Genomic DNA, 25980 nt, shown 5'->3' on the forward strand with positions numbered 1-25980 from the left:
TCAACTGTTCAGAATAGGGTTGAAGTCGTCGCGCCACAGCGGTCGGGCATCGACGCTCTGGCTGATCAAATGGTTGTGATAGAACAGGTCGGCCACCTGTTGCTGGGACGTCATGGCGTCGGCATCGATGCCCAGCAGGCGGCCGGGGCGGCTGCGTTGCTGGAACTGGCGCAGGTACAAGGCGCGGTCGATGCCGGTCAGCGCTTCACTGCGCTCGGCCCAGCGTTCGGGATGGGCGTTGACCCAGGCCCAGGTGGCTTGCTCACGCCGCAAGAAATCGCCTACCTGGCTGCGGCGTTGAGGGTTGGCCAATACCTGTTGCGTGGTCGCAATCACGTAGTTGCCGGAGTAGTACTGGCTGACATCCGCCAGCAGTTCGCCGTCCATTTGGCTGGTGGCTTGCAGGGCGCTGATGCCGCCGGTGGCGATGGCGTCCACATGGCCGTTGCGAAAAGCCGTCAACGCGTCCTGCATCGGCAGCGGCACCGCCTTGACATCGGCCAGTTTCAGGCCGTTTTGCGCGAGCATGTTCAACACGAAATAGTGGGTGTTGGTGGCGCGCACATAGCTGATGGTCTTGCCCTTGAGGTCCTGCACCGTGCGGATGCCGCTGGTTTTTTTCACCACCAGGCTGGTGTCGTTCCGGTCGCCCTGGTAGAGCGCCACCAATGCAATCGGCACCTTGGCGATGGAAGCGAAAATCGGCGGGATCTCGCTCATGAAGGCGTAGTCCAGATGGCCGCTGCTCAGCGCTTCCAGCACCAGGTTGCCGCCGCTGACGTCCACCCATTCCACCGGGTACGGCGTATCGGCCTGGCCGGCGTCGGCGAGGAACGAGGCAGCGGTGCCCTTGTAGCGCCACACGCGCAGCGGTTCTGCCGCGTAGGCGTGTTGGCCCAGCAGGGAACCGGCCGCGAGAACGCCACCGGCCAGCAGCAATTGCCGTCGGGAAAGACTGTGCATGGCGGGCGCCTCAGTTGAACAGGTCGGGTTCTTCGGTGCGGATCTGGTCCCACAGCGGCAGGAAGTTGAGCCAGGCAAAGAACTCGTGGCGGGCCTTGTCGATACCGCCCTCCAGCGCGTCCGGCGCAGGAATCAGCGGCGTGCCGGCCGAGTGCGCCAGCAGGTGCACGCGGGCGGTGTCTTCGGCAAGGATGAAACGCCAGGCGGCGCTTTCCACGGTCTGGCCGGTGACCCACAGGCCGTGGTTCTGCCACACCAACAGGTTGTTCTGGGCGAAGGTTTCGACAAAGGCCTGGGCGACGATCTTGCGGTCTTGCTCCAGCGCGCCGCTGGCGGTGCGCAAGGCGTGGCGCGGGAAGATCACCTGGTCATCGAGGAACGCGCCGGACTCGGCGGTGATCGGGTCGAACAGGCGGCCCAACGAGGACCACACGCGGCCATGGAAACCGTGCAAGTGGGCGATGCCCACCACGTCCGGCCGCGCTTGCTGCAAATCGTGGTGCAGCTCCAGGGCACTGGTATTGAGCAAGCCTTCGCCTTCGACCACCTGGCCGTGGCTGTCGACGCGCAACAGGTGGGAGACGGTGATTTGCGAGAACGGTACGCCCAGGGGGTTGATCCAGTACTGCTCCGGATGAATCGGGTCGCGGGCGGTGAAGTGACCGGCGACGCCGACTTCATAACCCAGGCGGCCAAACAGACGGTACGCGGCGGCGAGCTTTTGCTTGCGGTCCAGGCGTTCCTGCAAGGGGTCTTCATGTTTGGGCACGGCGCCAAGGGCCAGGCGGTTGTTGTCGTAGGGCAAGGTGTAGATGGTTTGGGGGAACAGTGTGGAATGGCTCATACGGTTGGACCCGGATCATTTTTTTGGGGCGAACGAAACCGTGGCTCGGCGGGGCCGGCAGCGGGAACGCAAGGTGGGTGTGAGGCTGGGGGGATGGGTCAGGTGGTCATGATCAGGGGGCCCTCGCAGATGGGTTAAGTCGGTGCTCACCTCCACCATGCGAGGGGTCGGGTCGAGTGTGTCGTGTCTGTACTGAAAGGTATTCGTCTAAGAAACGCCTGTAAAAGGTTTTTTAGTCATATGCTAATAATCAGGTTTTTTAATATTTATTTTGTTGATGATCAGGGAAATGCATTTTTTGAGTTGAGTGCGTGTGCGTTATTCAGGTAGCGGATAGGCGTACCGATAGACCGCCTTCGGGAGATACAAAGTCTCCCGCCCAAGTGGGGGATAAATCATCTGACAATCAAAACCGAACTTCACTACGTAACGGGTCGACCATTACGCGCAGAAATAGGCTAGCAACCCCATCAAGATTGCTCCCCCCTCCGATCTGATGGGAAAAGACACAGCCACATCATAGTCCTACCGGCTGCTCCTTCCCTGACTGACGGTTCATTCAAACGCTTTTTTATACATATAAAATATGCATAATGAAAACATTCAGGATTCAATACGACGAGGCGAAAAACATTGCCAATCAGCGCAAGCACAAAGGCATTAGCCTGGCTGATGCAGAACCGGTGTTTTATGACGAGGCAGGCCTGACAATACAAGACCATGATCACCATGAAGAGCGCTGGGTGACCATGGGAACAGACGCTAAGGGACGCATATTGATAGTGGCCTACACCTATCGCGATCCAGATTTCGTTCGCATTATCAGTGCCAGGCTTGCGTCCAAAAATGAACAGCGCCACTACCTGGGGGCTTGAAACATGAAAGACGAATACGACTTCAGCAGCGGCAAGCGCGGCACCGTCGCCAGCAACAAGGGCAAGACACGCATCACGATCATGCTGGACGATGCCGTGATCGAAGCCGCACGTGAGCGTGCGGAATACGCAGGAACGGGCTATCAAACCGTAATCAATAACCTGCTACGACAGGCGTTGGTTTCGCAGGATGTGCACAACCTTGTACCTACTTCAAAAAAACAGACTAAAACCCTCCAGATCATCAATAACGGAATTAGTCAGTCAGAGGTTGAAGCGCTTGAGCAGCAACTGATCGCGGTCGCAGGTGAGTTGAATCGAGTGCTGGGTACGCCCAAGACCAGCAAGTCAAAATCCAAGGTGCCTCTGTAAACAGCCATCGCCCAGTGAGAAAACCAACCGTCTGACACCCGTCAAAACAGTAGCGACCACCCTCCAGCTTCTGCACAATCATGCACGCTGTATAAAACCTATAAAAAGTGATGCCTGATGAAATTGCACCCCCTGCCCCCCCTCAATAGCCTGGTGGCTTTCGAGGCCGCTGCGCGCCATTTGAGCTTTACCTTGGCCGCGCGGGAATTGAATGTCACCCAAGGTGCGATCAGCCGCCAGATCCGCGTGCTGGAAGACTACCTGGGTACGCCGCTGTTCACCCGAACCACCCGCGAAATCAACCTCACCAGCACTGGCCAGCAGTACGGCGAAACCGTGCGCGAAAACCTCCAGCAACTGGCGCACGCCACTGCAGGCGTGCGGCACTGGCGCGGCGCGCAACAGGTGACGGTGTTGACCAGTACGGCCATGGCGTCGCTGTGGCTATTGCCGTTGGTGTCGGAATTCCAGCGCCAGAACGAAGAGATCGACCTGCGGATTATCGCCACAGACCATAACCACGACCTGTCTCGCCTGGACGCGGACCTGGCGCTGTTCTACTGCAGCAAACCGCCGAAAAACGTGCAGATCACGCCGCTGTTCAGCGAAGAGATTTTCCCGGTATGCAGCCCGGCCTATCTGGCACAGCACCCGCAGATCGTCACCCCTGAACAGTTGGGCGAAGCCACCTGGTTATGGCTGGAAGACCCACACAGTGACTGGATCGGCTGGAAGGACTGGTTCAGCAACCTGGGCTACCGGACACCGGAGCCGCGCCGTCGCATCAACATCAACAGTTATTCGATGCTGATCCAATCGGCATTGGCCGGTCAGGGCATCGCCCTGGCGTGGTCGAACCTGCTGGGCGACCACTTGCAGAAAGGTGAATTGGTGCGACCGACGGATGTGTACCTGCGCACTGACGCGCAGTTCTGCCTGCTGGAACCCCAGGGGCGTGCGGCCAACCGACAGAGCGTCAACCGCTTCCGTCACTGGTTGCTGAGCCATGTGGCGCAGATGATTGATGCGGCGTGAGTGCCTGGTAGCGTAGGTGCAGCGATGGACCCTGTGGGAGGGGCGGTGCGACGATTCGACTTGCTCGCGAAGGCGGAGTGTCAGTCGACTCATTTATTGGCTGACGCATCGTCATCGGGGGCAAGCCCCCTCCCACATTTGAACTGCGGATGGCATAAAATACCGGTCGGCTCTAAGGCCGCCGCGCTTTTGCTTTTGATCTGCAATCGCCCCGTCAAACACGCTGGCCGGAATTCGGCATGGATTTGGGGGGTAAACCGGCAGGACGCCGGTTTAGCCGCCCCGCGCCATGGATGGCGCGTGGCGGCGGCCCCCCAAATCCATGTCGAATTACGGGCACACCGAGCCTACGGCGAGGTGCCGAGTGTTGGGGCGAAGGCCTTTTGCTTACTTTTGGGCCTTTCCAAAAGTGAGCCGCTGTAAGAGCGGAACCATAAGCCGCCGTTACCTAAATAACGGATATGTACACCGACAGAGCAAGCCCCCTCCCACAACGCTAGTGGCTGATCAGCGCCGGCGCCGGTGCAAATCGCCCGTCATTGGTGGCCAGTTCGCCCAACGCATCATTGGCCGTCGGACGCATCATCAACCCTTCGACCGTACTCATGGTATCGGCCCGCAAACTGCGGATCAGGCTATAACCCGCCACCAGCAAGTACAGCGCAATAGGCAGCCCGATAATGATGCTCGCCATCTGGATCGCAATCAGCCCACCCGCCAACAACAGCCCCGCCGCAATGGCCCCCTCAAGAAAACACCACAACACACGAATCCAATTGGGCGGGTTGATGCTGCCCACCGAATTGAGCATGCACAACACCTGGGTACCCGCATCGGCTGCCGTCACAAAATGCACGGCGAGCAACAGGCATACGATGATGCACAGCACACCGCCCACCGCCGGGCCGTCCAGACGTTCAAGCAAGGTGAACATGGCAGCGGTGGTTTCTTTCTGGGTCGCCTGCAACACCGGTCCACCGGCGAACGCTGCGCCTTCAACCTGCTCGGCCACCGGCAATTGGGCGTTGGCCTTGCGCGCTTGTTGTTCGTCCTTCAAAGCGGCCCCGCCAAACACCGACATCCACAAGATGGTCACCAGCGTCGGCACCACCAGGGCACCGAGGATCAGTTCACGAATGGTGCGGCCACGGGAGATGCGCGCAATGAACAGCCCGACAAACGGCCCCCAGGTCATCCACCACGGCCAGTAGAACGCGGTCCAGCTGTTCTGCCATTGGGTGTCGGCCTGGGTGTCGGTCCAGAAGCTCAAACCGACAATGTGCTGCACGTAATCCCCCGTCGCCTCAAAGAAAAAATTGAGGATGTAACGGGTCGGCCCCAGCGCCAGCACCACCAGCATCAGACCGAAGGAGATCCACATATTCAGGGTGGACAAGCGCTTCATGCCCTTGGACAAACCCGCCACCAGCGACACCGCCGCGATCAGGCTGACAAACGCGATGATCGACAGTTGCAAACCAATGCTCACCGGCACCTGGAACACCTGATGCAGCCCGGTGTTGATCTGCACCACGCCCAGCCCCAGCGACTGCGACACCCCAAAGGCGGTAATCGCCACCCCGAGAATGTCGACCACATGGCCGATCGGTCCGTAGATGCGCTTGCCGATCAGCGGATAGAGGATGGAGCGCAACGCCAGCGGCAAGCCTTTGCAGTAGGCGAAGTACGCCAGGCTCACGCCAATCATGGTGAAGATCGCCCAGGGATGCAGGCCCCAGTGAAACAGGGTCAGGCGCATCGCCACGGTCGCGGCCTCGTCGGTCAGGCCCGGGGCGAAGGGGTTGTTGGCATAGTGCAGGACCGGTTCGGCCACCGACCAGAAGATCAAGCCAATGCCCATGCCGGCACTGAACAGCATCGCAATCCATGCGCTGAAACTGAACTCTGGCGTGTCGTGTTCGCGGCCCAGTTTGAGCGCGCCGAAACGACTGCAGGCGATGATCAACAGCATGCAGAGCACGCCGCTGACCAAGGCCAGATAGAACCATTTGAAGTCGTGGAGGATGGCGTCGGAAGCTGTCTTGAACACGGCGGTCGCCTGGTCACCCTGGATGGCACAGAGCAGGACGAACGCCACGACGATAGCCACCGACACGACAGTCACGGTTGGATTGAGGCCTTTGAACAGGCCGCTGTTAGCACGCATCAGCTGTCTCCCTTGTTGTTGTAGTACAGCGCTTTATGGGATTTTTTATTCGGCAATGCCGGGATTGCACACGGCACAATGCGTCAGCTGAACCGGCCTCAACAAATCATTTAATTGCACGGATTAATGAGCTAAACGCACAAATAAACCCGGCGCAGACCTATGACTTTTCCTCATTAATGCGTGTTGAAAAATGGTTTGTCCGCCCCCCGCCCTGCCCTCAAGAATCGCCGCAGCCAAAGGCCAACAAGGCCGACCTACCGTGCGATCTGGAGACAACAATAATGGGCATCGCCAACCTTATTCCCGTACACAGCCTGGAAACCGTCCTGGGCCCCATCGAGCAGGCCCACGGCCTGACCAACGACTTCTACACCCAGCAGTCCTTCTTCGAACTGGACCGCGACCAGATGCTCGGCCGCAACTGGGCGTGCATTGGTTTCGCCAGCGACCTGCCGACCAATGCCTACGTCAAGCCGGTGGATTTCATGGGCTTGCCGCTGTTGATCATGCGCAACCGTGAAGGCCAGGTGCAGGTGTTCCACAACGTGTGCAGCCATCGCGGCGTAAAGCTGGTGCAAGAGGCTGGCACCGTGCAGGGCATGATCCGCTGCCCTTACCACTCCTGGACTTACGACCTGAACGGCGCCCTGCGTGGCACGCCCCATGTGGGCGGCATCAACCAACATAAGGACGAGCGTTTCGCCTGCGAGAAACACGGCCTCAAACCGCTGCGCAGCGCAATCTGGATGGACATGGTGTTCGTCAATCTGTCCGGCGATGCCCCTGAATTGAAAGACGCCCTGGCGCCATTGACCGAACGCTGGACCCAGTTCCTCGGCCACGACGGCATGGACCTGATGCGCCGCGAAAGCGACAGCGGCGCCATGGCCATCGAGGTCAACTGCAACTGGAAACTCGCGGTGGAGAACTACTGCGAGGCCTATCACCTGCCGTGGGTACACCCGAGCCTGAACAGCTATTCGCGCCTGGAAGATCACTACAACATTCTGTTCGACCAGTTCGCCGGGCAAGGCAGCTACGCCTACAACCTGTCGGATGTGGCCGGTACGCACCTGCCGACGTTCCCGTCGTGGCCGGCCGACCGTCTGCGCAACGCCGAGTACGTGTCGTTCTTCCCCAACGTGCTGCTGGGCATCCAGGCCGACCACGCGTTCGCGATGATGCTGGAGCCGATTGCGCCGGGCAAAACCGTTGAGCACCTGCGCCTGTTCTATGTCGGTGACGAAGCCCTCGACCCGCATTACGCCGCCGCGCGCAACGCCGTGATGGAGTCGTGGCGCGTGGTGTTCGCCGAAGACATCGCCTCGGTGGAAGGCATGCAGAAAGGCCGCAACTCACCGGGTTACGGCGGCGGCGCGTTCTCGCCGGAAATGGACTTGCCCACCCACTACTTCCACAAGTGGGCAGCACGTCAGTTGCTCGACAGCGTCAAGCCGGCCTGAGGCGGAGAACAATCATGACCCCTGCACATTGGCTGAATTACATCGACGGGCAATGGCTCGACAGCGACCAGCACCTGACCATCCTCAACCCGGCGGACAACCAGCCGGTGGCGACCATGGCCCAGGCCAGTATCGCCGACGCCGAGCGTGCCCTGCTGGCGGCGCGTCGTTGTGCCGACAGCGGCGCCCTGACCCGCGTGCGCCCGGCCCAACGCGTGACCTGGCTGCTGGAAATCGCCCGACAAATCCGCTTGGTGGCGGACGAAGGCGCACACATCCTGTGCGCGGAAAACGGCAAGACCCTCAACGATGCACGCGACGAGTTCATCGAAGCGGCGCGCTACTTCGAGTACTACGCCGGCATGGCGGACAAGATCGAAGGCATCTCCGTGCCGCTGGGCAACGGTTACATGGACTTCACGCTGTATGAGCCGATGGGCGTGTCGTTGCAGATCGTGCCGTGGAATTTCCCGGTGTCGATCTGTGCACGCTCCCTGGCGCCGGCACTGGCGGCGGGCAATGCGGTGGTGGTCAAGTCACCCGAGCTGTCGCCGCTGGGCCTGTGCGTGTTGATGCAGGCCATCGAGCGGGCCGGGCTGCCGAGCGGTGCGGTCAACCTGCTGTGTGGGCGTGGGCGGGAAGTCGGCGCTTACCTGGCGGGACACAAACAGGTCGATCAGATTGTGTTTACCGGTTCGGTGCCCACCGGTCAGAGCATCTTGCGCGCTGCCGCCGAAAACGCCGTGCCCAGCGTGATGGAATTGGGCGGCAAGTCCGCCGCCGTGGTGTTCGCGGACGCCGATCGCGAACAACTGCTGGCCAGCGTGCGCAGCGGGATCTTTTTCAACGCAGGGCAAGTCTGCTCGGCGATGTCGCGGCTGTTGGTGGAACGCTCGATCTACACCGAGGTGGTGGAACACGTCGCTGCCCTCGCCCGCGGCCTGCACATCGGCACTGGTGCGGAAAACGCCGAGTTGACCCCGGTGATTTCCGCCGGCCAGTTGCAGGGCATCCAGGCCATGTGCCAACGCGCCCAGCAACAGGGGGCACGGGTGGTGGCGGGCGGTGAGGCGGTCAGCCGTCACGGCAACTTCATGCAGCCCACGGTGTTTTGCGATGTGACCCCGGACATGGAAATCGCCACGAGCGAAGTGTTCGGGCCGGTGCTGGCGATCCTGCCGTTCGACAGCGAAGAACACGCCATCGAACTGGCCAACGGCACCGACTTCGGCCTGGTGGCGGGTGTGTTCACCCAGGACTTGAACCGTGCCCTGCGTTGTGCCCGGCGTTTGCGCGCGGGCCAGGTGTTCGTCAACGAATGGTTTGCCGGTGGCATCGAGACGCCGTTTGGCGGGGTCGGGCTGTCGGGTTACGGCCGCGAAAAAGGCCAGGAAGCGCTGTACAGCTATGTGCGCACCAAGAACCTGGCTGTGCGAATTCAAGGCGAGTGAGGGCCGACCCCATGAAAAAGTGGCTATGTATCATTTGTGGGTGGATCTACGACGAAGCCCTCGGCTGGCCCGACGACGGCATCGCCCCTGGTACGCGCTGGGAAGATATCCCGGAAGACTGGTTGTGCCCGGAGTGCAAGGTGGGCAAGGCGGATTTCGAGATGATCGAGATCAGCGAACCGGTGACCGCCGTCAAGGTGGCACCGGTTGTCGCCCCCATGCAGGCAAACGTCGTGAACGGCCCGGTGGTGATCATCGGCAGCGGCCACGCCGGTTATGGCCTGGCCCAAGCCCTGCGCAAGCAGGACCCGAACCTCGAGATTCGCGTGCTGACCCGTGAAAGCGGCCACGCCTACTCCAAGCCTGCGCTGTCCATCGCCCTGGCCCAGGGCCGTAGCGCCGAAGCCCTGGCCAGCGAAAGCCCGATGGCCATCGAGCAGCGCCTGGGCATTCGGGTGTACCCGCACTGTCACGTGGAACGCATCGACACCCAGGCCCGCCGCCTGCACACCAGCCTCGGCGAGATGAGCTACGGCCGACTGGTGCTTGCCAGCGGAGCGGAGCCAATCCGCATTCCGGTGCAAGGTGCCCACGACGCCTTGGTCAGCGTGAACAATTTGGCCGACTACCAGGCCTTCCGCACGCAGTTGGCGGGGGTTGAACGCATCGCGATCCTCGGCGATGGGTTGATCGGTTGCGAGTTCGCCAATGACCTGGCCAGCAGCGGTTATCAGGTCCAGGTCATCGGCCTGGGCAACTGGCCGATGGAGCGTCTGTTGCCGCACGCTGCCGGGTTGCATCTGCAACAAGCGCTGAGCGCGCTGGGGGTGAGCTGGAGCTTGCAGACCACCTTGCAGCACATCGAGCGTGGCGCGCAGGGCTTCGACCTGACATTGGCCAACGGCGAGCAGCATCAAGCCGACCTGGTGTTGTCCGCCGTGGGCTTGCGCCCCAGCGTCGAGTTGGCCCAAGCCGCAGGCGTGGCCTGTGGACGCGGGATCCAGGTAGACGAACACCTGCAAACCTCAGTGCCGGGCATTTTTGCCCTGGGTGATTGCATCGAAATCAACGGCCAGTTGCTGCCGTACCTGGCGCCGATCAATCAAGGCATCGACGCGTTGGCGCGCACGCTGCTGGGGCAACCCACGCCGGTGCGTTACCCGCTGATGCCGGTGACGGTCAAGACACCCGTCGCGCCGCTGTGCCTGTTGCCCGCGCCGATGGACTGCACCGGCCAATGGCGCATCGAGCTGACGGCCGATGGCCTGAGCGCCGCGTTCCATGACGACAGCGGCAACCTGCGCGGCTTTGCCTTGCTTGGGCGCCAGGCCCAGCAACAACGCAGCGCGCTATTGCAGACCTGCCTTCCTCCCCATTCAAACGTGGCCTGAGAATAACAAGATGAACAACCGCGCTATCCACCTGCCACACGATGACCAGGACTGCGGCTGGTATGCCGCACTGCCTGAACCGGCACCCGCCAAACGTTTGAACGGACAACAACAGGTCGACTACGCCGTGATCGGCGCCGGTTTCGCCGGCCTGGCGGCTGCCCGGCAATTGGCCGTGCACCAGCCCGAGGCCCGCATTGTATTGATCGACGCGCAACGCGTGGGCTACGGCGCTTCGGGGCGCAACTCCGGCTTTGTCATCGACCTGCCGCACAAGATGGCCCTGGAACACCCGGACCCGGAACACAAACAGCGCCTGCTCGGCCTGAACCGTGCAGCCATCGCCCAGTTGCAAGGCCTGGTGGAGCACCACCAGATCGACTGCCAATGGTCCCACGCCGGTAAATACCAGGGCGCGGTAGGCCCGCGCGGGTTGGCCTATCTCGAGCATTTCGAGCGGTTGATGAAGGAATTAGGCGAGCCGTTTCGCAGCGTCGAGCGTGAGGAATTGGCGGGCGTGATCGGTACTCATCACTACAGCCGCGCGGTGTACACGCCGGGGTGCTACCTGATGCAGCCTGCCGCATTAGTACGAGGGTTGGCCGAGACCTTGCCGCCGAACGTCGAACTGCTGGAACACTCGCCGATCAAGGGCCTGCAACGCGATGCCCAAGGCCAGTGGCTGCTGCAAGGTGTCGACGGCCAGGTACGCACCCCTCGCCTGTTGTTGGGCACCAGCATCTTCACCCAAGAGTTCGGCTACCTGCGCAGCCGCCTGCTGCCGGTGATGACCTTCGCCAGTTGGACCCGCCCGCTGACCGACGCCGAAATGCAGGCCACCGGCATCCTCCCCGACTGGGGCCTGACCCCGGCCGATCACGCCGGCACCACCGTGCGCATGACCCAGGATCGCCGCCTGATGATCCGCAACACCTACAAGCACGTACCGCGCTACGGCAAGAGCGTCAGCGACAGCACGCGCCAGGAGATCCGCAGCGGTCATCGTCGCGCACTGCTGGCGCGTTACCCGCACCTGGCCCACGTCGACTTCACCCACACCTGGGGCGGCGTGTATGCGATCTCGCGCAACTTCACCAACTTCTTCGGCGAGCTGGACGACGGCGTGTACGCCACCGCCTGCGACAACGGCGTCGGCGCCGCCTGGGGCACCATCTCCGGCACCTTGCTCGCGGACAGGGTGGTCGGCGCACACTCCCAGCGCCTGCAAGACATCCACGCCGTCACTGGCATGCCCTCGCGCAACCCGCCCGAACCGCTGCTGGGCCTGGGCGTACGCTCGCGCATTCGGCTGGCGGCGTGGAACAGCCGGAGCGAACTATGAGCAAGGCACCGGTCAGGCTGGTGGATCACCGTCACCTTGAATTCATCCATCGCGGCGGGCCGCCCGGCGATGCCTGGGTGGCGCGTGCCTTGAGCAATGAAATCTCCCCCAACCTGGGCGTCGGTTTCGCCCGTTGGGAAGGCGCCGAGGTGAGTTGGACGGTGCTGTATGACGAGGTGGTCTTTGTGATCGAAGGCTGCTTCGAACTCAAGGCCAATGGCGAACATTACCGGGTGACGCCGGGGCAAGTGTTGTGGATTCCCGAGGGAACGGAATTGGTTTACGGCGGGCACGCGCTGTTTGGCTACGTGGTGTATCCCGGTGACTGGAAGCAACGGCAGGGGCTGGCTTGAACGCGCTGTAGAGGTCGCGCGGGCCCGACAAAGTTGAACGTTTTCAACCCTTCCCCTCTCCATACGTCTGAGCGTCCGACCGTGTGATCTGTCCGCCCCAACCGTCTGGGCTCGCTCGCCTGCTATGGTTTAGCGAGACCGGCCGCACAAGGACCCCCACATGCTCGGACGCACACCACCGGACTCCAGCCCCCTCACCCAAGCGGTCAGCGCGCGTGTCGCGTTCCGCCTGACCGTGACCTTCATGCTCACGGTGATCCTGGCGTTCCTGGCCGTCGAAGGCTGGCGCACCTGGCGCGACTACCACGCCGCCTTCGCCACCGCCCGCGATTCTGTGACGAACCTGGCACGCGCCACGGCGCAGCATGCCGAAGACGCCATCCGCCAGGTCGATGTGCTGACCGCCGCCCTCGCTGAACGGGTCGAAGGCGACGGCCTGCAGGGCATCAACGTTGCGCGTATCCACAACCTGCTGGTCCAGCAAGCCAAGCTCATGCCGCAATTGCATGGGCTGTTCATCTACGGCCCGGATGGGCAGTGGATCGTGACCGACAAAGACGTGGTTCCGGAACCGGCGAACAATGCCGACCGTGATTACTTCCACTATCACCGCACCCATGAGGACCCCAGCGTACGCATCGGCGCGGTGGTGAAAAGCCGCTCCACCGATGAACTGATCATTCCGATCTCGCGCCGCTTGAACAACCCTGACGGCTCATTCGCCGGCGTCTTGCTGGGCACCATCAAGGTCAGTTATTTCGTGGATTACTACGGCGATTTCAAAATCGATGACAAGGGCGCACTGGTCCTGGCCTTGCGCAACGGCACCATCCTGGTACGGCGGCCGTTCATTGCCTCGGTGGTGGGCCAGAGCCTGGCGGACAGCGCGATTTTCCAGCATTACCTGCCGGTTTCCAATGAAGGCATCGCCGAGGTCAAGGCGGTGGTGGATGACACCGAGCGCCTGTATGCGTACCGGGCGTTGACGGCCTATCCGCTGGTGGTTGAAGCGGGGCTTTCCCGTGAGTCGATCATCGCGCCCTGGCGGTGGGACTTGTTCAAGACCGGCTTCGTGTTGCTGTTCCTGATTGGCGCGTTCACGGTGTTCGGCCTGATTGTGTTGAACCAGTTGCGCCTGCGGATGCTGATGGAGCGGGAGTTACGCCTGGCGCACCGATCCATGCGCGACATGGCGTTGACGGACAGTCTCACGGGGTTGGGCAACCGTCGTCGGCTGGACAGCGCGTTGGTCGATGAGATCCGCCTGGCGGCGCGGCAACAGTGGCCGCTGTCGTTGATCATGCTCGATGTGGATTACTTCAAGCGCTACAACGATACCTACGGTCACGCGGCGGGTGACGATTGCCTCAGCGCGGTAGGCGCCGCCATTGGCCAAGCGGTCAAACGCCCGGGAGATCTGGCGGTGCGTTATGGCGGCGAAGAATTTGCGGTGTTGCTGCCCAACACCGACAGCCACGGCGCCGCGCTGCTGGCCCGCGACATATTGGAGGCCATTCGCTCACTGGGGATCGAACACAGCGCCCATCCGCTGGGGCACATCACCGCCAGCGCCGGGATCGCCACGTGTCAGCCGGGCGAACACGCTGTCACACCCGCCGGCCTGATTACCAGCGCTGACAAGAAGCTCTATATGGCCAAGCAGCACGGTAGGGACCGCTTTATATAGCCGCCAAATACACCCATTTGCATGTATTTTCGATTAACTTCACCCGTTTTGAATTCAAGGGTGTATGGTCCCTTGATACTCTCCCAAGGCCAAGCCCGTGAAACCTGTTGGAATCCGATTGAGGGAAGTGCGCAAAAGCATGAACCTGACACAACCTGAATTCGCCGCACTCGGCGGCGTGGAAGGCAATGCCCAGGCGCACTATGAGTCTGGCGCGCGCTTGCCCAAGGCCAACTACCTGATCGGTATTGCCCACGGCGGCGCCGATATTCTTTACGTGCTGCTGGGGGTGCATACGCCGACCCTGGAAGCCAGCCTCTCTCCCCAGGAAGCCGTGGTGATCAAGCATTACCGGGCGCTGCAAAAGCAGGATCAGGGCGCTATCAGCCAGCTATCCGAATCGCTTTCCGACTGCGCCGAGGACTGAGCGCGCTCAGATCCCGATCAAACTGAACCCGCAGGTGGCACCCTGCCGCCTGCGTCACAACGCCGCAGCAAGCCCCTCTTGGCAAATCCCCACCAAGCCTTAGAATCCCGCGCTCGCTTGCAGACGCCTGAGTGTTGACTGGCGCAGAAGCGCCCGTCCGCTGTTCGATTCCTTGAGGTTTTTATGTCTCCGCGTTTGCTGGCCATGGCGCTGGCGCCCCTGCTCGGGCTGTTTATTGTGGCCCTGGGCAACGGTTTCCTGTCCTCCCTGACCACCCTTAGGCTCGATGCGGCAGGCGCGTCCGCCACCATGATCGGTGTCGTAGCGTCGGCCTACTTTATCGGGCTGACACTGGGCGCGATCTTCAATGACCGCTTGATCCTGCGCATTGGCCATATCCGCGCCTACGGCAGCTTTGCGTCGCTGATCGCCGTGACCATCCTGTTGCAAGGCTTGTTTTATGACCCTTGGGGCTGGATGGTGCTGCGCCTGATCAACGGCTGGGCGACGGTCGGTGTATTTCTGGTCATCGAGAGCTGGCTGCTGCTGGCCGGTGACGCGAAGATTCGCGGGCGCCTGCTCGCGCTGTACATGATCGTGCTGTACGGCGCGGGCGTGCTGGGCCAGGCAACGCTGGGCAGCATCACCGGTTTGAGCGACAGCGCGCCATTCATGGTCGCCGGCATGCTCGCGTCGTTGTCGGTGCTGCCCATCGTGATCCTGCCGAGGGTGTCGCCCCTGCTGGATCAGGTGGAGCCGCTCAAGCCCCGGCAACTGCTGGGCGTCACCCCGACCGGGTTGGTCGGCTGCTTCGGCTCGGGTGTCACCATCGCGGCGATCTACACGTTGCTGCCGTTGTATCTGCAACGCGCCGGCCTGAATGTCGGGGAAGTGGGCAACATGATGGCCTGGACGATCCTTGGCGCCATGCTGCTGCAATACCCGGTAGGCCGCTGGTCCGACCGCACGGACCGCTTGCAGGTGCTGACCCTGTTGACGGTGGCCTGCACCGTGCTGTCATTGGTGATCGTGTTGCTGCCGTTGTCGACGACGATGCTCGCCGCGATGCTGTTCCTGCTCGGCGGTGGGGTGTTCGCGCTGTACCCGGTGGCGGTCAGCCATGCTGCCGACCGCGCGCCGGCGGAAGCGTTGGTACCGATGATCCAGGGTTTGCTGCTGATCAACTCGTTGGGTTCGGCGATCAGCCCGATGCTGATCTCACCGGTGATGAACTCGTTCGGCGCCCACGGTCTGTTCTGGGTATTCGCGCTGGTCAACCTGTGCATGGTGACGTTCTTCGTCTGGCGACGTGGCAAACGCCCTGCCCCGGCCAATCCCGCGCCGTTCACCGCTTCAGCCACCTACTCGCCGACCGGCGCTGAACTGCGGGTGACCGAAGATTTGCGCCAGGCCGCGCAGGATCACCCGCCGTTGGTGGATGCGTTGAGCGGGGAGCCTGCGCCGTTGGGCGAGCGCTGATCAGTGTTCATCCGGTGATGCTCCACCAGAAAGTCGACGAACACGCGCACCCGGGCGGGCATCGCCGAGCCCCCGACAAACACGGCATGAATCGGCTCCTGGTCGCCGGGGTTCCAGGCTTGCAACAGCGGTATCAGGTCACCGCGCTGCAGGTCCTCACTCACGCTGAACGCACCGATCCGCGCAATACCGGCACCGACTCGCGCCAGTTGGGCCAGTGCTTCACCACTGCTGCACTCGATGTTGCCACTGACCTTCAGGGAAAACGCTTTGCCATCGCGGATAAACGGCCAGTTGGGTTCGGCCCGCCGGAAGTTGAAGCGTAGGCAGTTGTGCTGCAGCAGGTCTTCCGGCGCTTGAGGCGTGCCGTGACGCTGGAGATAGTCGGGCGATGCCACCACGACCTGGCCGGTGGCGCCTATCCTGCGCGCGGTCAGCGGGCTGTCGGGCAAATGGCCAAAGCGTACCGCCACGTCGGCCTGACCGCCGAGAATGTCGACCACTTCGTCACCCAGGGAGAGGTCGACCACGATATTGGGGTAGCGGGTACTGAACGCGGCAACCAGCGGGACGATGGCCAGCCGTCCATGACCCAGTGCAGCACTGACCCGCAAACGGCCTCGCGGCACGCCTTGATCGGCGATGGCCTCTTCGACCTCGGCCATATCCGCCAGGATACGCCGGGCGCCACGCAGGAACGCCTCGCCCTCGGCGGTGAAGCTGAGCGCTCGCGTGGTACGCAGCAACAGCCGAGTGCCAAGACGCTGTTCGGTCCGCGCAATGATCCGACTGACCGCCGAGGGTGTCATCCCTAATGCCCGCGCCGCAGCCGATAGGCTGCCTTCTTGCGCCACGGAAACGAACACACCCATTTCACCCGACCTGCCGTTGACGTCCATCTGTGCCTCGTACGCAAAGGTGATTGCCAAAAATGCTATCTACCGCCTGAAAAGGATGGATCGTAGCATTAGCGGCATAGATAAGGAGCCTTCCATGCGTATCAATCCACCCCTTGTAGCCCTCGCCATTGGTGCCTTTGGCATCGGCGTTACCGAGTTCGCCCCCATGGGCATGTTGCCGGGTATTGCGGCGGACCTTGGCGTGTCCATTCCTGCCGCCGGCCTGTTGGTCAGTGCCTATGCTTTGGGCGTGCTGCTCGGCGCGCCCCTGATGACCCTCACCACCGGCAAGATCCCCCGGCGCTATCTGTTGATAGCACTCATGGCGATTTTTACCCTCGGCAATCTGATGTCCGCCCTGGCGACTGATTACTACAGCCTGATGATCGCCAGGGTAGTGACCTCACTGAACCACGGCGCGTTCTTCGGCGTCGGTTCCATCGTTGCCGCCAGCGTGGTTCCGGCGGAGAAACGTGCCGGGGCGGTTGCGGCCATGTTCATGGGCCTGACCCTGGCCACCATCGGCGGCGTGCCACTGGCGGCCTGGTTTGGTGAACTGTTCGGCTGGCGCAGCGCATTCTGGGGCATTACCGGGCTCGGCGTGGTGACCATGGCTGCGTTGTGGTTCGCCCTGCCCAACCTGCCCGCGCCGAAAAGCGCCGGCGCACTGGCGGAAATTCGGGTACTGGGCCGTGGCCCGGTGCTCGGGGCGCTGGCACTGACCGTCGTCGGCTCGGGGGCAATGTTTACCGTCTTCACCTATATCGCCCCCATCCTCAGCAGCGAAACCCACGCGTCCACCGCCTTCATCACCGCCATGCTGGTCCTGTTCGGCGTAGGTCTGACGCTGGGCAACATCTGGGGCGGCAAAGCCGCCGACCGCTCGATTGATCGCACCTTGATCGCGTCGCTGAGCGTGCTGATTCTGGTCTTGCTGGCGTTCACTATTCTGATGCGCTGGCCACTGCCGGCTGCCGTCGCCATCCTGATATGGGGTATCGCCAGCTTCGCCCTCGTGCCACCGCTGCAAATGCGCGTCATGGAAGCGGCCAAGGACGCGCCAAACCTGGCTTCGGCGGTGAACATCGGCGCCTTCAACTTGGGCAACGCCATCGGTGCGGCGCTGGGTGGAGCGGTGATTAACGCGGGGCTGGGTTATCCAGCGATTGCCTTGGCGGGTGCGGCGATGGCGGGTCTTGGACTGGTGATGGTGCTGGGGTTTGCCTGGCGTTCCAGAGCGGTTGCGGCGGTGGTGGTGTGATGAGGGTGTGAGGGGATCTAAAAATCACCAGGCAAAAAAAAGCCACTCGTTAGAGTGGCTTTTTTGTAATGCCTGGAGCGGGAAACGGGACGCCGCCGGCATGAAGGCCAACTCATAGGGCAGGCGCTGGGGCGTCTCCATCCGTTTGCGCCTTGGCCTTTATTTACGCAAACCATATGGATGAGCTTCAGGCATTGGCGGCGGCACGTCAGACGGTCGCTGACGACGAGGGGGCGATTCTCCTGTCGAGAATCTACAAATACATGAGCTTTTTCGAGCGTGTCGCTGAAAGATCCATGGGCTGAATCAGCGCAGACAGACTTTTCGACATTTGAACGCACGACTGCGTCTGTCACCGGTCATTATGCATACCGTCCAACACTGCACATGCATCGTTCAAGGAAGCACTGATGTTTCACCTTATGTTCAGCCTACCGTGCCTATACGTCATTATTCGGTTTATCTGGCCAATGCCTTGGGCGGTGCCGGCCAGGATGGCTGTTGCGGTGTTACTCGTACTTGCATCGCAATATCATTTGTATTGCAGGTTCTCGTCCGGAAGCGTTTTCTCTCCGGAGTTTGCACGCCCTCTGGTCATACTCCTCAACTGGGCGTTTGGCGCGATTTTGCTATCGGCAGTACTTCAAATGGTTGCCGATATCGCCACGCTTATCGCGATGCTAATTCGACGACGCGTCCTAAGCATTCCTGCGGTCGTACGTTACGGCCTGGGAACCACAGCGCTGGTGTTGTCAGCCGCCGGCGTACACCAGGCAGTAGGCGTGCCACCTGTCAAAGATATCGAAATCGCGATCAAAGACTTGCCCTCGCAATTCGAGGGTTACCAGGTCTTGCAGTTGACTGACTTGCACATCAGTCGGCTTTTTGATGCGCCATGGACGCAAGCGGTTGTAAGCCGTTCGAACGATTTGGGTGTGGACCTGATAGTCGCGACCGGTGATCTGATCGACGGCTCGGTGAGTGACCGCGCACGAGACGTAGAGGCCTTACGCAATCTTCACGCTCCGGACGGTGTGTATGTGATACCCGGTAACCATGAGTATTTTTTTGATTACGCGGCCTGGATGCAGTACTTCGTCTCGCTGGGCATGCGCCCTCTGGCGAACAGCCACACAGTGATCGAACGTGATCACGCACAGGTGGTACTGGCCGGGGTGACGGACCTGACCGCGCCCAAGACCGGCTTCCCGCCTCCGGATCTCAAGCAAGCGATTGCAGGTGCGCCAAAAAACGCTCCCATTCTCCTGCTGGATCATCAACCCCGGAACGCCCGCGACTCCGCCAAACAAGGTGTAGCGTTGCAACTCTCCGGCCACACCCACGGCGGAATGATCCTGGGAATCGACCGAGTCATTGCGGTACTAAATGAAGGGTTTGTATCGGGGCTTTATGATGTCGATGGGATGTCGTTGTACGTCAACAACGGCACTGCACTGTGGCCTGGCTTTGCACTGCGCTTGGGCAAGCCTTCGGAACTGACCAGGATCACGCTACGCCGCGCAGTACTCTGAAAGCGGTCTGGCGGTCAGATGAAAGTCGATCCAACCACTATAGAGAGGCCGATAAATCGCGCTAAAACAAAAAACGACGCCGCGGCGTCTCCACAAATCCCAGGCAAAAAAAAGCCACTCGTTAGAGTGGCTTTTTCGTAATGCTTGGAGCGGGAAACGAGACTCGAACTCGCGACCCCGACCTTGGCAAGGTCGTGCTCTACCAACTGAGCTATTCCCGCTTGGTGATGCGCATTCTATAGAAATCTCGGAACTCGTCAACCTCTTGATTCAAAAAAGTTTTATTTCTTTTCGACGGTGGTGCGCAAATGTGGCCAGGCGGCGCGCAAATACTGGAGCATCGACCACAACGTCAGGCCCGCCGCGATCAGCAGCAAGGCGTAGCCAATCAGTACCCAGAAGGAGAAGTCCGACGGGTTGGCCAGCAAAATGACCAGCGCAAGCATTTGCGCAGCGGTTTTCCATTTGCCCAGGTTGGACACAGCAACATGAGCGCGGGCGCCGATTTCGGCCATCCATTCGCGAAGGGCCGAGACGACGATCTCGCGACCGATGATCACGGCGGCCGGCAGGGTCAGCCAGAGGTTGCCGTGTTCCTGCACCAGGAGCACCAGGGCCACAGCCACCATGAGTTTGTCGGCCACCGGGTCGAGGAACGCGCCGAACGGCGTGCTCTGTTCCAGGCGGCGGGCCAGGTAGCCGTCGAGCCAGTCGGTGGCAGCGGCAAAGGCGAACACGGAGCTTGAGGCGGCATAGCTCCATTCATACGGCAAATAGAACAACAGAATGAAAATCGGAATAAGCAGGACGCGTAGAACGGTGATCAGATTAGGGATATTCATCGGCACAACTGGCTACGAGGTGGAAAGGCATTCTATTCGCTGTGCAGATTCGCATAAATCAACTCAGCGAGCTTTTTACTGATACCGGGTGCTTTGGCTATTTCGTCAATGCTGGCACGGGATAGCTCTTGCAAGCCACCAAAATGTTTAAGCAAATCGCGGCGGCGCGTCGGCCCTACCCCTGCCACCCCTTCCAGGGTTGAGGTTCGTCGGGTTTTGCCACGGCGGGCGCGGTGGCCAGTAATGGCGAAGCGGTGGGCTTCGTCGCGAATCTGCTGGATCAAGTGCAGCGCAGGTGAGTCGCCCTTCAAAGTGAACTCATGGGCGGCATCATTCAAGTACAACGTCTCGAAACCGGCCTTGCGCGTGGCACCCTTGGCCACGCCGAGCAGGATCAGGTCGGGCACCGCCAACTCATTGAGCACGTCGCGGGCCATCGACAGTTGGCCCTTGCCGCCGTCCACCAGGAGGATATCCGGCAACTTGCCCTCGCCGTCCTTCAACTTGCTGAAACGTCGCGTAAGCGCCTGATGCATGGCCGCATAGTCATCGCCGGCGGTGACGCCTTCGATGTTATAGCGCCGATAATCGGACTTGATCGGCCCTTCCGGCCCGAACACCACGCAGGACGCCACCGTGGCTTCACCGCTGGAGTGGCTGATGTCGTAGCACTCCAGGCGCTGCGGTGGCTCGTCCAGGTTGAGGACTTCGGCCAAGGCGTCGAAGCGTGCAGCAACGTGCTGACGATTGGCCAGGCGTGCGCCCAGGGCCTGCTCGGCATTGGTCACCGCCAGTTGCTGCCAGCGGGCACGAGTGCCGCGCACACGGTGGCTGATGTCCAGTTCGCGGCCACGCAGTTCGTGGATCGCCTCGATCAGTGTGGGGAAGTCTTCGTGCACCACGTTGACGATGAGTTCCGACGGCAGGTCGCGCTCAGGGCTGCTCACGTAATACTGGCCAAGGAACGCCGCCATGACCTCGGCCACTTCCTCGTCGATACCGGTCTGCGGAAAGAAATTCTTGCTGCCCAGCACGCGGCCGCCACGCACGCTGATCAAGTGCACACACGCGCCACCGGGGTTGACGAATGCGGCGATCACATCAACATCACCGCTGCCACCTTCCATGCTCTGCTGGTCCTGCACGCGGCGCAGCAGGGAGATCTGGTCACGCAACTCGGCTGCACGCTCGAAATCCAGGGTGCTGGCCGCTTGCTCCATGGCGCCGGAAAGTTCGTCAGTGAGTGCATTGCTGCGCCCCTCGAGGAACATCACCGAATGGCGCACATCCTCGGCGTACTCCGCCGGCTCGACCAGCCCCACGCATGGCGCCTTGCAGCGTTTGATCTGGTATTGCAGGCACGGTCGCGTACGGTTCTTGTAGAAACTGTCTTCGCACTGGCGCACAAAAAAGGTCTTTTGCAGCAGGCTCAAACTTTCGCGAATCGCACCGGCACTGGGATAAGGCCCGAAATACTTGCCCTTCTGCTTCTTCGCGCCACGATGAATGCTCAGACGTGGGAAGTTGCCGTCGGACAAATACACATAGGGGTAGGACTTATCGTCGCGCAACAGGATGTTGTAGGGCGGCCGCCACTCCTTGATCAGCGTCTGTTCAAGCAGCAGCGCCTCGGTTTCATTGGCGGTGATGGTGGTTTCGACCTGGGCGATACGCGCCACCAACGCAGCCGTCTTGGGCGCGAGACCGCTCTTGCGAAAGTAGCTCGCCAGGCGGTTTTTCAGGTTCTTGGCTTTGCCGACATACAGCAGGCGTGCCTCGCTGTCGAACATGCGGTACACGCCAGGGCGGCCACTGCAGGTTGAGAGGAAGGCACTTGGATCAAACGGTGTGGTCATGTCAGGCGCTGGCGTCCACCATGCCGTGACGCACCGCGAGCAGGGTCAATTCAACATCACTGCTGATGGCGAGCTTCTCGAAGATGCGATAGCGGTAGGTGTTGACGGTCTTGGGCGACAGGCACAGCTTGTCGGAGATGGTCTGGACCTTCTGGCACCCGACGATCATCAAGGCAATCTGGATTTCCCGCTCCGACAACGTGTCGAACGGTGAGTCGCTGACCGGCTGGAAGGACTTGATGGCCAACTGCTGGGCAATCTGCGGGCTGATGTAGCGCTGGCCGGCGAATACCAGGCGAATGGCTTGCACCATCTCGGCCAGGCCAGCGCCCTTGGTCAGGTAACCGGCGGCGCCGGCCTGGAGCAGGCGCGTCGGAAACGGGTCTTCCTCACACACGGTCACCACCACGACTTTGATGTCGGGATGGCTGCGCAACAATTTAGTGGTGGCGCCCAGACCGCCGATCCCCGGCATTTTGACGTCCATCAGCACCACATCGGGTTTCAACTCCCGTGCCTTGATCAGGGATTCCTCACCCGATTCGGCCTGGCCGACTACTTGCAGGCCATCGATGTCAGCCAGCATTCGTGTAATGCCTGTACGAACGAGATCATGGTCATCGACTACTAGCACCCTAATCAAGCAGACACCTCGCGATATGGTCTTATAGGTTGCTGAACACCTTAGCAAAAAACCCAGGCACAGACCTAGCCGCAAGCGTCATATATATAGCGTTTGCCCGCACTAAAGCCTCCGCCGTTCGGTAGGCGGCCATTTATGCTGGGCAAAAGGTCAGTTTTGCGGAGTGACAGGCTTGGGTTTTCCGTTATGCAGCACGGAATGCTCCGCCAGCGTCGAGGCCAACTGGCGGATAGCGTCCTGGTCTTCCTTGAACATGACCCGGTAGTTTTCGAGGATCTTTTCTTCTAGCTGGCTAAGGTTTTCCAGCTGGATGGGCGTCGGGTTGCCCGTCAGCACGTATAAAACATCCACACCGCGCTCGGCCACGCGTGACAAGTAATCAGCCTTGGGCGCACGCCCCCCGCTTTCGTACTTACCTTGGGCGTTGGCTTCAACGCCGCCGATTTCACCAAAAATTTTCTGTGACAGGCCGAGTCGTTCTCTTTCCTGCCGTAAACGCGAACCGATTCCACTCATTTGGATGTATGATCCTATCTGGCACACCCCAAGAGGTGACACATTCATCTCTTTTTTACACAAACTTGAACGGTTTTGAACTATGCCCGGTATTCGCACTGCCGCACAAGCCAAGGCTTGGCTGGAACATCAAGGAAAGTCAGTTCAAGCATTTGCTCGAGAACATGGCGTCGATCCTGCGACGACCTATCAAGTGCTCGCTGGGCGTAAAAAGGGACGGCGTGGAGAAGCCCATAAGGTGGCGGTCCTGCTGGGCATGAAAGAAGGGATTATCCTGGACGAGCCAGAAGCACAGATCAGCAACCCGGAAATCGTTTCCTGAAAAGCAGTATGCGCTTATTTGTGGGATGTGCCTGTTTTAGTCCAGTGGTGCCGCTCGACACTCAAGTTCCATGCGCCAGAAACAATCCTCTTCGCCCACGATGCTCAAGCCTTGGCGTTGATACAGCCGTCTGGCGGGGTTGGTCTTGAACACCGTCAAGCGCAGCAGCCCCTGCGCCTGTGCCTTGAGTGCCATTTGCGCCAACACCCAACTGCCCGCGCCCTGCTTGCGGCAGGTCTCCAGCATATGCAGTTCGCGGATATACAGCGCACGACTGTCGCGGCTCAGGCTGATGAAGCCCATCACCACGCTGTCATTGCAGATCAACCAGTTCTCGCGCCCGGCCCAGGCAATGTCAAAGCCGTTGTCCGACCACAACAGACCGTACAGCTGGTAATAGTCGTGCATTGCCTCGTGGGTCAGCGTGCGGGCGAAAGGCAAGTCCTGATCCGTGGCCGCCTTGAGGTGAAACGCCATGTGTTCATGTCCGTTTGAATGGAAGTATGCCCAGCATATCGGCACTCACCCCATAGTCGTAAGTACTCCCGGATAATAGAAATTACTGATTGAATCTCTCTACGTGCCTCTAGTAAGCTCCCCTCCATCATTTGGAGACATACCATGTTGCACCTCACCCACACTCAGGTTTGCCCTGCTGCCAGCGCCCCGCGCTCGGTGTCGGCTACCCGTGTGAACGGTTCGAGCGCAGCAGTAAACTTTTATTTTGGGTATTGGTTTAGCCACTGGCGCGCCTGATACCTGAAATCGGCGCCCACTACTCAAGGGGTCGCCTACCAGAGAAATCTAACCCCCGGTCGGCTCCCCGACCGGGGGTTTTGTTTTTTCAGGCCTTCATCACATTTTTGCAAGATCACTCAAGGAATCACGACATGAACTACGCCACCTATTACCGCTACGACACTTCCACTGCATGGCGATTTAGCCAGCTCCGTTCGGGACAGCCTGCCGCCTCCGATCGGTCACCTCTTGGTGGCAAGCCAACACACGTAGCCGATACGGCCAATTGTCGAACACCCCAGTAGGGCCAAGCGCGCGGGAATAGCCCGCAGCTTGCCCAGGAAGCCTTGAATATGAACTCTGCCACCGCCGCTCTCTCTGTATCCGCCCTGTCGAGCGCCAATGAGGCCCTGACCCAGCGCCTGCCCAGCTCCCTTGAGCTCAAGCACCAGTTGCCCCTCAGCCCGTTCCTCGTCGAACAGATCCACGCCCATCGCCAAGCCGTGCGCGCCATCCTCAATGGCGAAGATTCGCGTTTACTGGTGATTGTCGGCCCGTGCTCGATCCACGACCCCGAATCGGCTATGGAATACGCCCGCAACCTGAAGAAGCTCGCGCTTGAAGTCAGCGACCAGATGCTGCTGGTAATACGCGCCTACGTCGAAAAACCGCGCACCACCATCGGCTGGAAAGGCCTGGCCTACGACCCTCATTTGGACGGCAGCGATGACATGGCCGCCGGCCTCACCCTGTCCCGCCAGTTGATGCGCGAAATGCTGCGCCTGGGCCTGCCGGTCGCCACCGAACTGCTGCAACCCATGGCCGCCGGCTACTTCGATGACCTGCTGAGCTGGGTCGCGATTGGCGCGCGCACCACCGAATCGCAAATCCACCGCGAAATGGCCAGCGGACTGGGCATGCCCGTGGGCTTCAAGAACGGCACCGACGGCGGCGTCGCCATTGCCTGTGACGCGATGCGCTCGGCGTCCCACCCGCACCGCCACTTCGGCGTCGACAGCCAAGGGCATCCGGCGATCATCCAGACCCCTGGCAATCCCGATACCCACCTGGTGCTGCGTGGCGGTCACCGTGGGCCGAACTACGATGCGCAGAGCGTTGCACAGGTGAAGCACGACCTGGCCAAGTCCAAGGTGGCGGCACGGATCATGGTGGATTGCAGCCACGCCAACAGTGGCAAGGATCCATTGCGTCAACCGGCGGTGTTCAACGAAGTGCTGGAGCAGCGTTTGCAGGGGGATACGTCGCTGATCGGCATGATGATTGAAAGCCATCTGTTCGAAGGCTGCCAACCGTTGAGCGCTTCGATGAAATACGGCGTGTCCGTAACGGACGGTTGTCTGGGTTGGGATGGCACCGAGCAATTGTTGCGTAGTGCGGCAGAGCGGTTGCGCGAAGCCCGCAAGGTAAGCTGATTGAGCGCGATCAACTGGTTGGAGGGGGCTTGCCCTAATGCCAGTCAGTTAAGAGATGACCAGAACACACTGCCTTTGTAGTGAGC

At 60.9% G+C, this 25980-nt stretch carries 24 protein-coding genes, 1 tRNA gene and 1 pseudogene; 16 read left to right on the forward strand and 10 right to left on the reverse strand.

Features of this window, described 5'->3' with window-relative positions; genetic code table 11:
* A complete protein-coding gene (locus tag DYL61_RS20050; protein WP_135309769.1) occupies window positions 1–963 on the reverse strand; it encodes an ABC transporter substrate-binding protein in 963 nt (320 codons plus the stop codon).
* Window positions 964–973: 10 nt separating this feature from the next.
* A complete protein-coding gene (locus DYL61_RS20055) occupies window positions 974–1807 on the reverse strand; it encodes a class II aldolase/adducin family protein (protein WP_135309770.1) in 834 nt (277 codons plus the stop codon).
* A gap of 593 nt (window positions 1808–2400) precedes the next feature.
* On the opposite strand from DYL61_RS20055, the gene DYL61_RS20060 reads away from it, so the two are divergent.
* The 3 genes from DYL61_RS20060 (at window position 2401) to DYL61_RS20070 (ending at window position 4089) form a co-directional block, all read left to right on the forward strand.
* Complete coding sequence (locus tag DYL61_RS20060; protein WP_135309771.1) at window positions 2401–2682, forward strand: BrnT family toxin; 282 nt, start codon at window positions 2401–2403, stop codon at window positions 2680–2682.
* A gap of 3 nt (window positions 2683–2685) precedes the next feature.
* Entirely contained in the window at window positions 2686–3054 is a 369-nt protein-coding gene (locus tag DYL61_RS20065; protein WP_135309772.1) for a BrnA antitoxin family protein, read from the forward strand.
* Between the two features lie 117 nt (window positions 3055–3171).
* Entirely contained in the window at window positions 3172–4089 is a 918-nt protein-coding gene (locus tag DYL61_RS20070) for a LysR substrate-binding domain-containing protein (protein WP_135309773.1), read from the forward strand.
* 496 nt (window positions 4090–4585) lie between these two features.
* Here DYL61_RS20070 and DYL61_RS20075 read toward each other — a convergent pair whose 3' ends face one another.
* The gene (locus DYL61_RS20075; protein WP_135309774.1) at window positions 4586–6256 is read right to left on the reverse strand and encodes a BCCT family transporter; all 1671 of its coding nucleotides are present in this window, start codon (window positions 6254–6256) and stop codon (window positions 4586–4588) included.
* A gap of 284 nt (window positions 6257–6540) precedes the next feature.
* Here DYL61_RS20075 and DYL61_RS20080 point away from each other — a divergent pair, with 284 nt between their 5' ends.
* The 9 genes and pseudogenes from DYL61_RS20080 (at window position 6541) to DYL61_RS20115 (ending at window position 15852) form a co-directional block, all read left to right on the forward strand.
* Window positions 6541–7722, forward strand: a complete 1182-nt coding sequence (locus DYL61_RS20080; RefSeq protein WP_135309775.1) for an aromatic ring-hydroxylating oxygenase subunit alpha — start codon at window positions 6541–6543, stop codon at window positions 7720–7722.
* A gap of 14 nt (window positions 7723–7736) precedes the next feature.
* Window positions 7737–9173 (forward strand): aldehyde dehydrogenase family protein, encoded by a 1437-nt coding sequence (locus DYL61_RS20085; RefSeq protein WP_135309776.1) that lies wholly within the window; start codon window positions 7737–7739, stop codon window positions 9171–9173.
* Window positions 9174–9184: 11 nt separating this feature from the next.
* Window positions 9185–9346: pseudogene (locus DYL61_RS31620) on the forward strand (rubredoxin); the annotation flags it as partial.
* A 45-nt stretch (window positions 9347–9391) separates the two neighbouring features.
* On the forward strand, window positions 9392–10564 hold the full coding sequence (locus DYL61_RS20090) for an FAD-dependent oxidoreductase (protein WP_238704595.1): 1173 nt from the start codon (window positions 9392–9394) through the stop codon (window positions 10562–10564).
* Window positions 10565–10574: 10 nt separating this feature from the next.
* Window positions 10575–11906: an NAD(P)/FAD-dependent oxidoreductase gene (locus tag DYL61_RS20095; protein WP_135309778.1), complete on the forward strand. Its 1332-nt coding sequence runs from the start codon at window positions 10575–10577 to the stop codon at window positions 11904–11906.
* Window positions 11903–12259 carry a cupin domain-containing protein gene (locus tag DYL61_RS20100; RefSeq protein ID WP_135309779.1) on the forward strand — a complete coding sequence of 119 codons (357 nt, stop codon included), beginning with the start codon at window positions 11903–11905 and terminating at the stop codon, window positions 12257–12259. Before DYL61_RS20095 ends, DYL61_RS20100 begins: the two co-directional genes overlap by 4 nt.
* Window positions 12260–12419: 160 nt before the next feature.
* Window positions 12420–13946, forward strand: coding sequence for a sensor domain-containing diguanylate cyclase (locus tag DYL61_RS20105; protein ID WP_135309780.1), 1527 nt, complete (start codon window positions 12420–12422; stop codon window positions 13944–13946).
* A gap of 139 nt (window positions 13947–14085) precedes the next feature.
* A complete protein-coding gene (locus DYL61_RS20110; protein WP_238704593.1) occupies window positions 14086–14373 on the forward strand; it encodes a transcriptional regulator in 288 nt (95 codons plus the stop codon).
* Between the two features lie 183 nt (window positions 14374–14556).
* Window positions 14557–15852 carry an MFS transporter gene (locus tag DYL61_RS20115; protein WP_135309782.1) on the forward strand — a complete coding sequence of 432 codons (1296 nt, stop codon included), beginning with the start codon at window positions 14557–14559 and terminating at the stop codon, window positions 15850–15852.
* On the opposite strand, the gene DYL61_RS20120 is transcribed toward DYL61_RS20115, so the two are convergent.
* Window positions 15795–16751 carry a LysR family transcriptional regulator gene (locus tag DYL61_RS20120; protein WP_167497986.1) on the reverse strand — a complete coding sequence of 319 codons (957 nt, stop codon included), beginning with the start codon at window positions 16749–16751 and terminating at the stop codon, window positions 15795–15797. The genes DYL61_RS20115 and DYL61_RS20120 overlap by 58 nt on opposite strands.
* Window positions 16752–16845: 94 nt before the next feature.
* Between DYL61_RS20120 and DYL61_RS20125 the strand changes: the two genes are divergently transcribed.
* Both DYL61_RS20125 and DYL61_RS20130 read left to right on the forward strand, forming a co-directional pair.
* A complete protein-coding gene (locus tag DYL61_RS20125) occupies window positions 16846–18012 on the forward strand; it encodes an MFS transporter (RefSeq protein WP_135309783.1) in 1167 nt (388 codons plus the stop codon).
* A 410-nt stretch (window positions 18013–18422) separates the two neighbouring features.
* On the forward strand, window positions 18423–19544 hold the full coding sequence (locus DYL61_RS20130; protein ID WP_135309784.1) for a metallophosphoesterase: 1122 nt from the start codon (window positions 18423–18425) through the stop codon (window positions 19542–19544).
* A gap of 145 nt (window positions 19545–19689) precedes the next feature.
* Here the strand turns inward: DYL61_RS20130 and DYL61_RS20135 are convergent.
* From DYL61_RS20135 to DYL61_RS20155, 5 genes are all read right to left on the reverse strand, one after another.
* Window positions 19690–19765: transfer RNA gene (locus tag DYL61_RS20135), tRNA-Gly, on the reverse strand.
* A 60-nt stretch (window positions 19766–19825) separates the two neighbouring features.
* Window positions 19826–20386, reverse strand: a complete 561-nt coding sequence (pgsA, locus tag DYL61_RS20140; protein WP_105700203.1) for a CDP-diacylglycerol--glycerol-3-phosphate 3-phosphatidyltransferase — start codon at window positions 20384–20386, stop codon at window positions 19826–19828.
* A gap of 32 nt (window positions 20387–20418) precedes the next feature.
* Complete coding sequence (gene uvrC / locus DYL61_RS20145) at window positions 20419–22242, reverse strand: excinuclease ABC subunit UvrC (RefSeq protein ID WP_135309785.1); 1824 nt, start codon at window positions 22240–22242, stop codon at window positions 20419–20421.
* Window position 22243: 1 nt separating this feature from the next.
* Complete coding sequence (gene gacA, locus DYL61_RS20150; RefSeq protein ID WP_099585067.1) at window positions 22244–22885, reverse strand: response regulator transcription factor GacA; 642 nt, start codon at window positions 22883–22885, stop codon at window positions 22244–22246.
* 150 nt (window positions 22886–23035) lie between these two features.
* Entirely contained in the window at window positions 23036–23401 is a 366-nt protein-coding gene (locus DYL61_RS20155; RefSeq protein WP_135309786.1) for a helix-turn-helix domain-containing protein, read from the reverse strand.
* Between the two features lie 82 nt (window positions 23402–23483).
* On the opposite strand from DYL61_RS20155, the gene DYL61_RS20160 reads away from it, so the two are divergent.
* The gene (locus DYL61_RS20160; protein WP_135309787.1) at window positions 23484–23723 is read left to right on the forward strand and encodes a DNA-binding protein; all 240 of its coding nucleotides are present in this window, start codon (window positions 23484–23486) and stop codon (window positions 23721–23723) included.
* A 36-nt stretch (window positions 23724–23759) separates the two neighbouring features.
* On the opposite strand, the gene DYL61_RS20165 is transcribed toward DYL61_RS20160, so the two are convergent.
* Entirely contained in the window at window positions 23760–24200 is a 441-nt protein-coding gene (locus DYL61_RS20165) for a GNAT family N-acetyltransferase (protein ID WP_135309788.1), read from the reverse strand.
* Window positions 24201–24814: 614 nt separating this feature from the next.
* Between DYL61_RS20165 and DYL61_RS20170 the strand changes: the two genes are divergently transcribed.
* Window positions 24815–25894 carry a 3-deoxy-7-phosphoheptulonate synthase gene (locus tag DYL61_RS20170; protein ID WP_135309789.1) on the forward strand — a complete coding sequence of 360 codons (1080 nt, stop codon included), beginning with the start codon at window positions 24815–24817 and terminating at the stop codon, window positions 25892–25894.
* Window positions 25895–25980: the final 86 nt, after the last annotated feature.

It is taken from the genome of Pseudomonas nabeulensis, from assembly GCF_004682045.1.
In the GTDB taxonomy this organism is placed as follows: Bacteria; Pseudomonadota; Gammaproteobacteria; order Pseudomonadales; family Pseudomonadaceae; genus Aquipseudomonas; species Aquipseudomonas nabeulensis.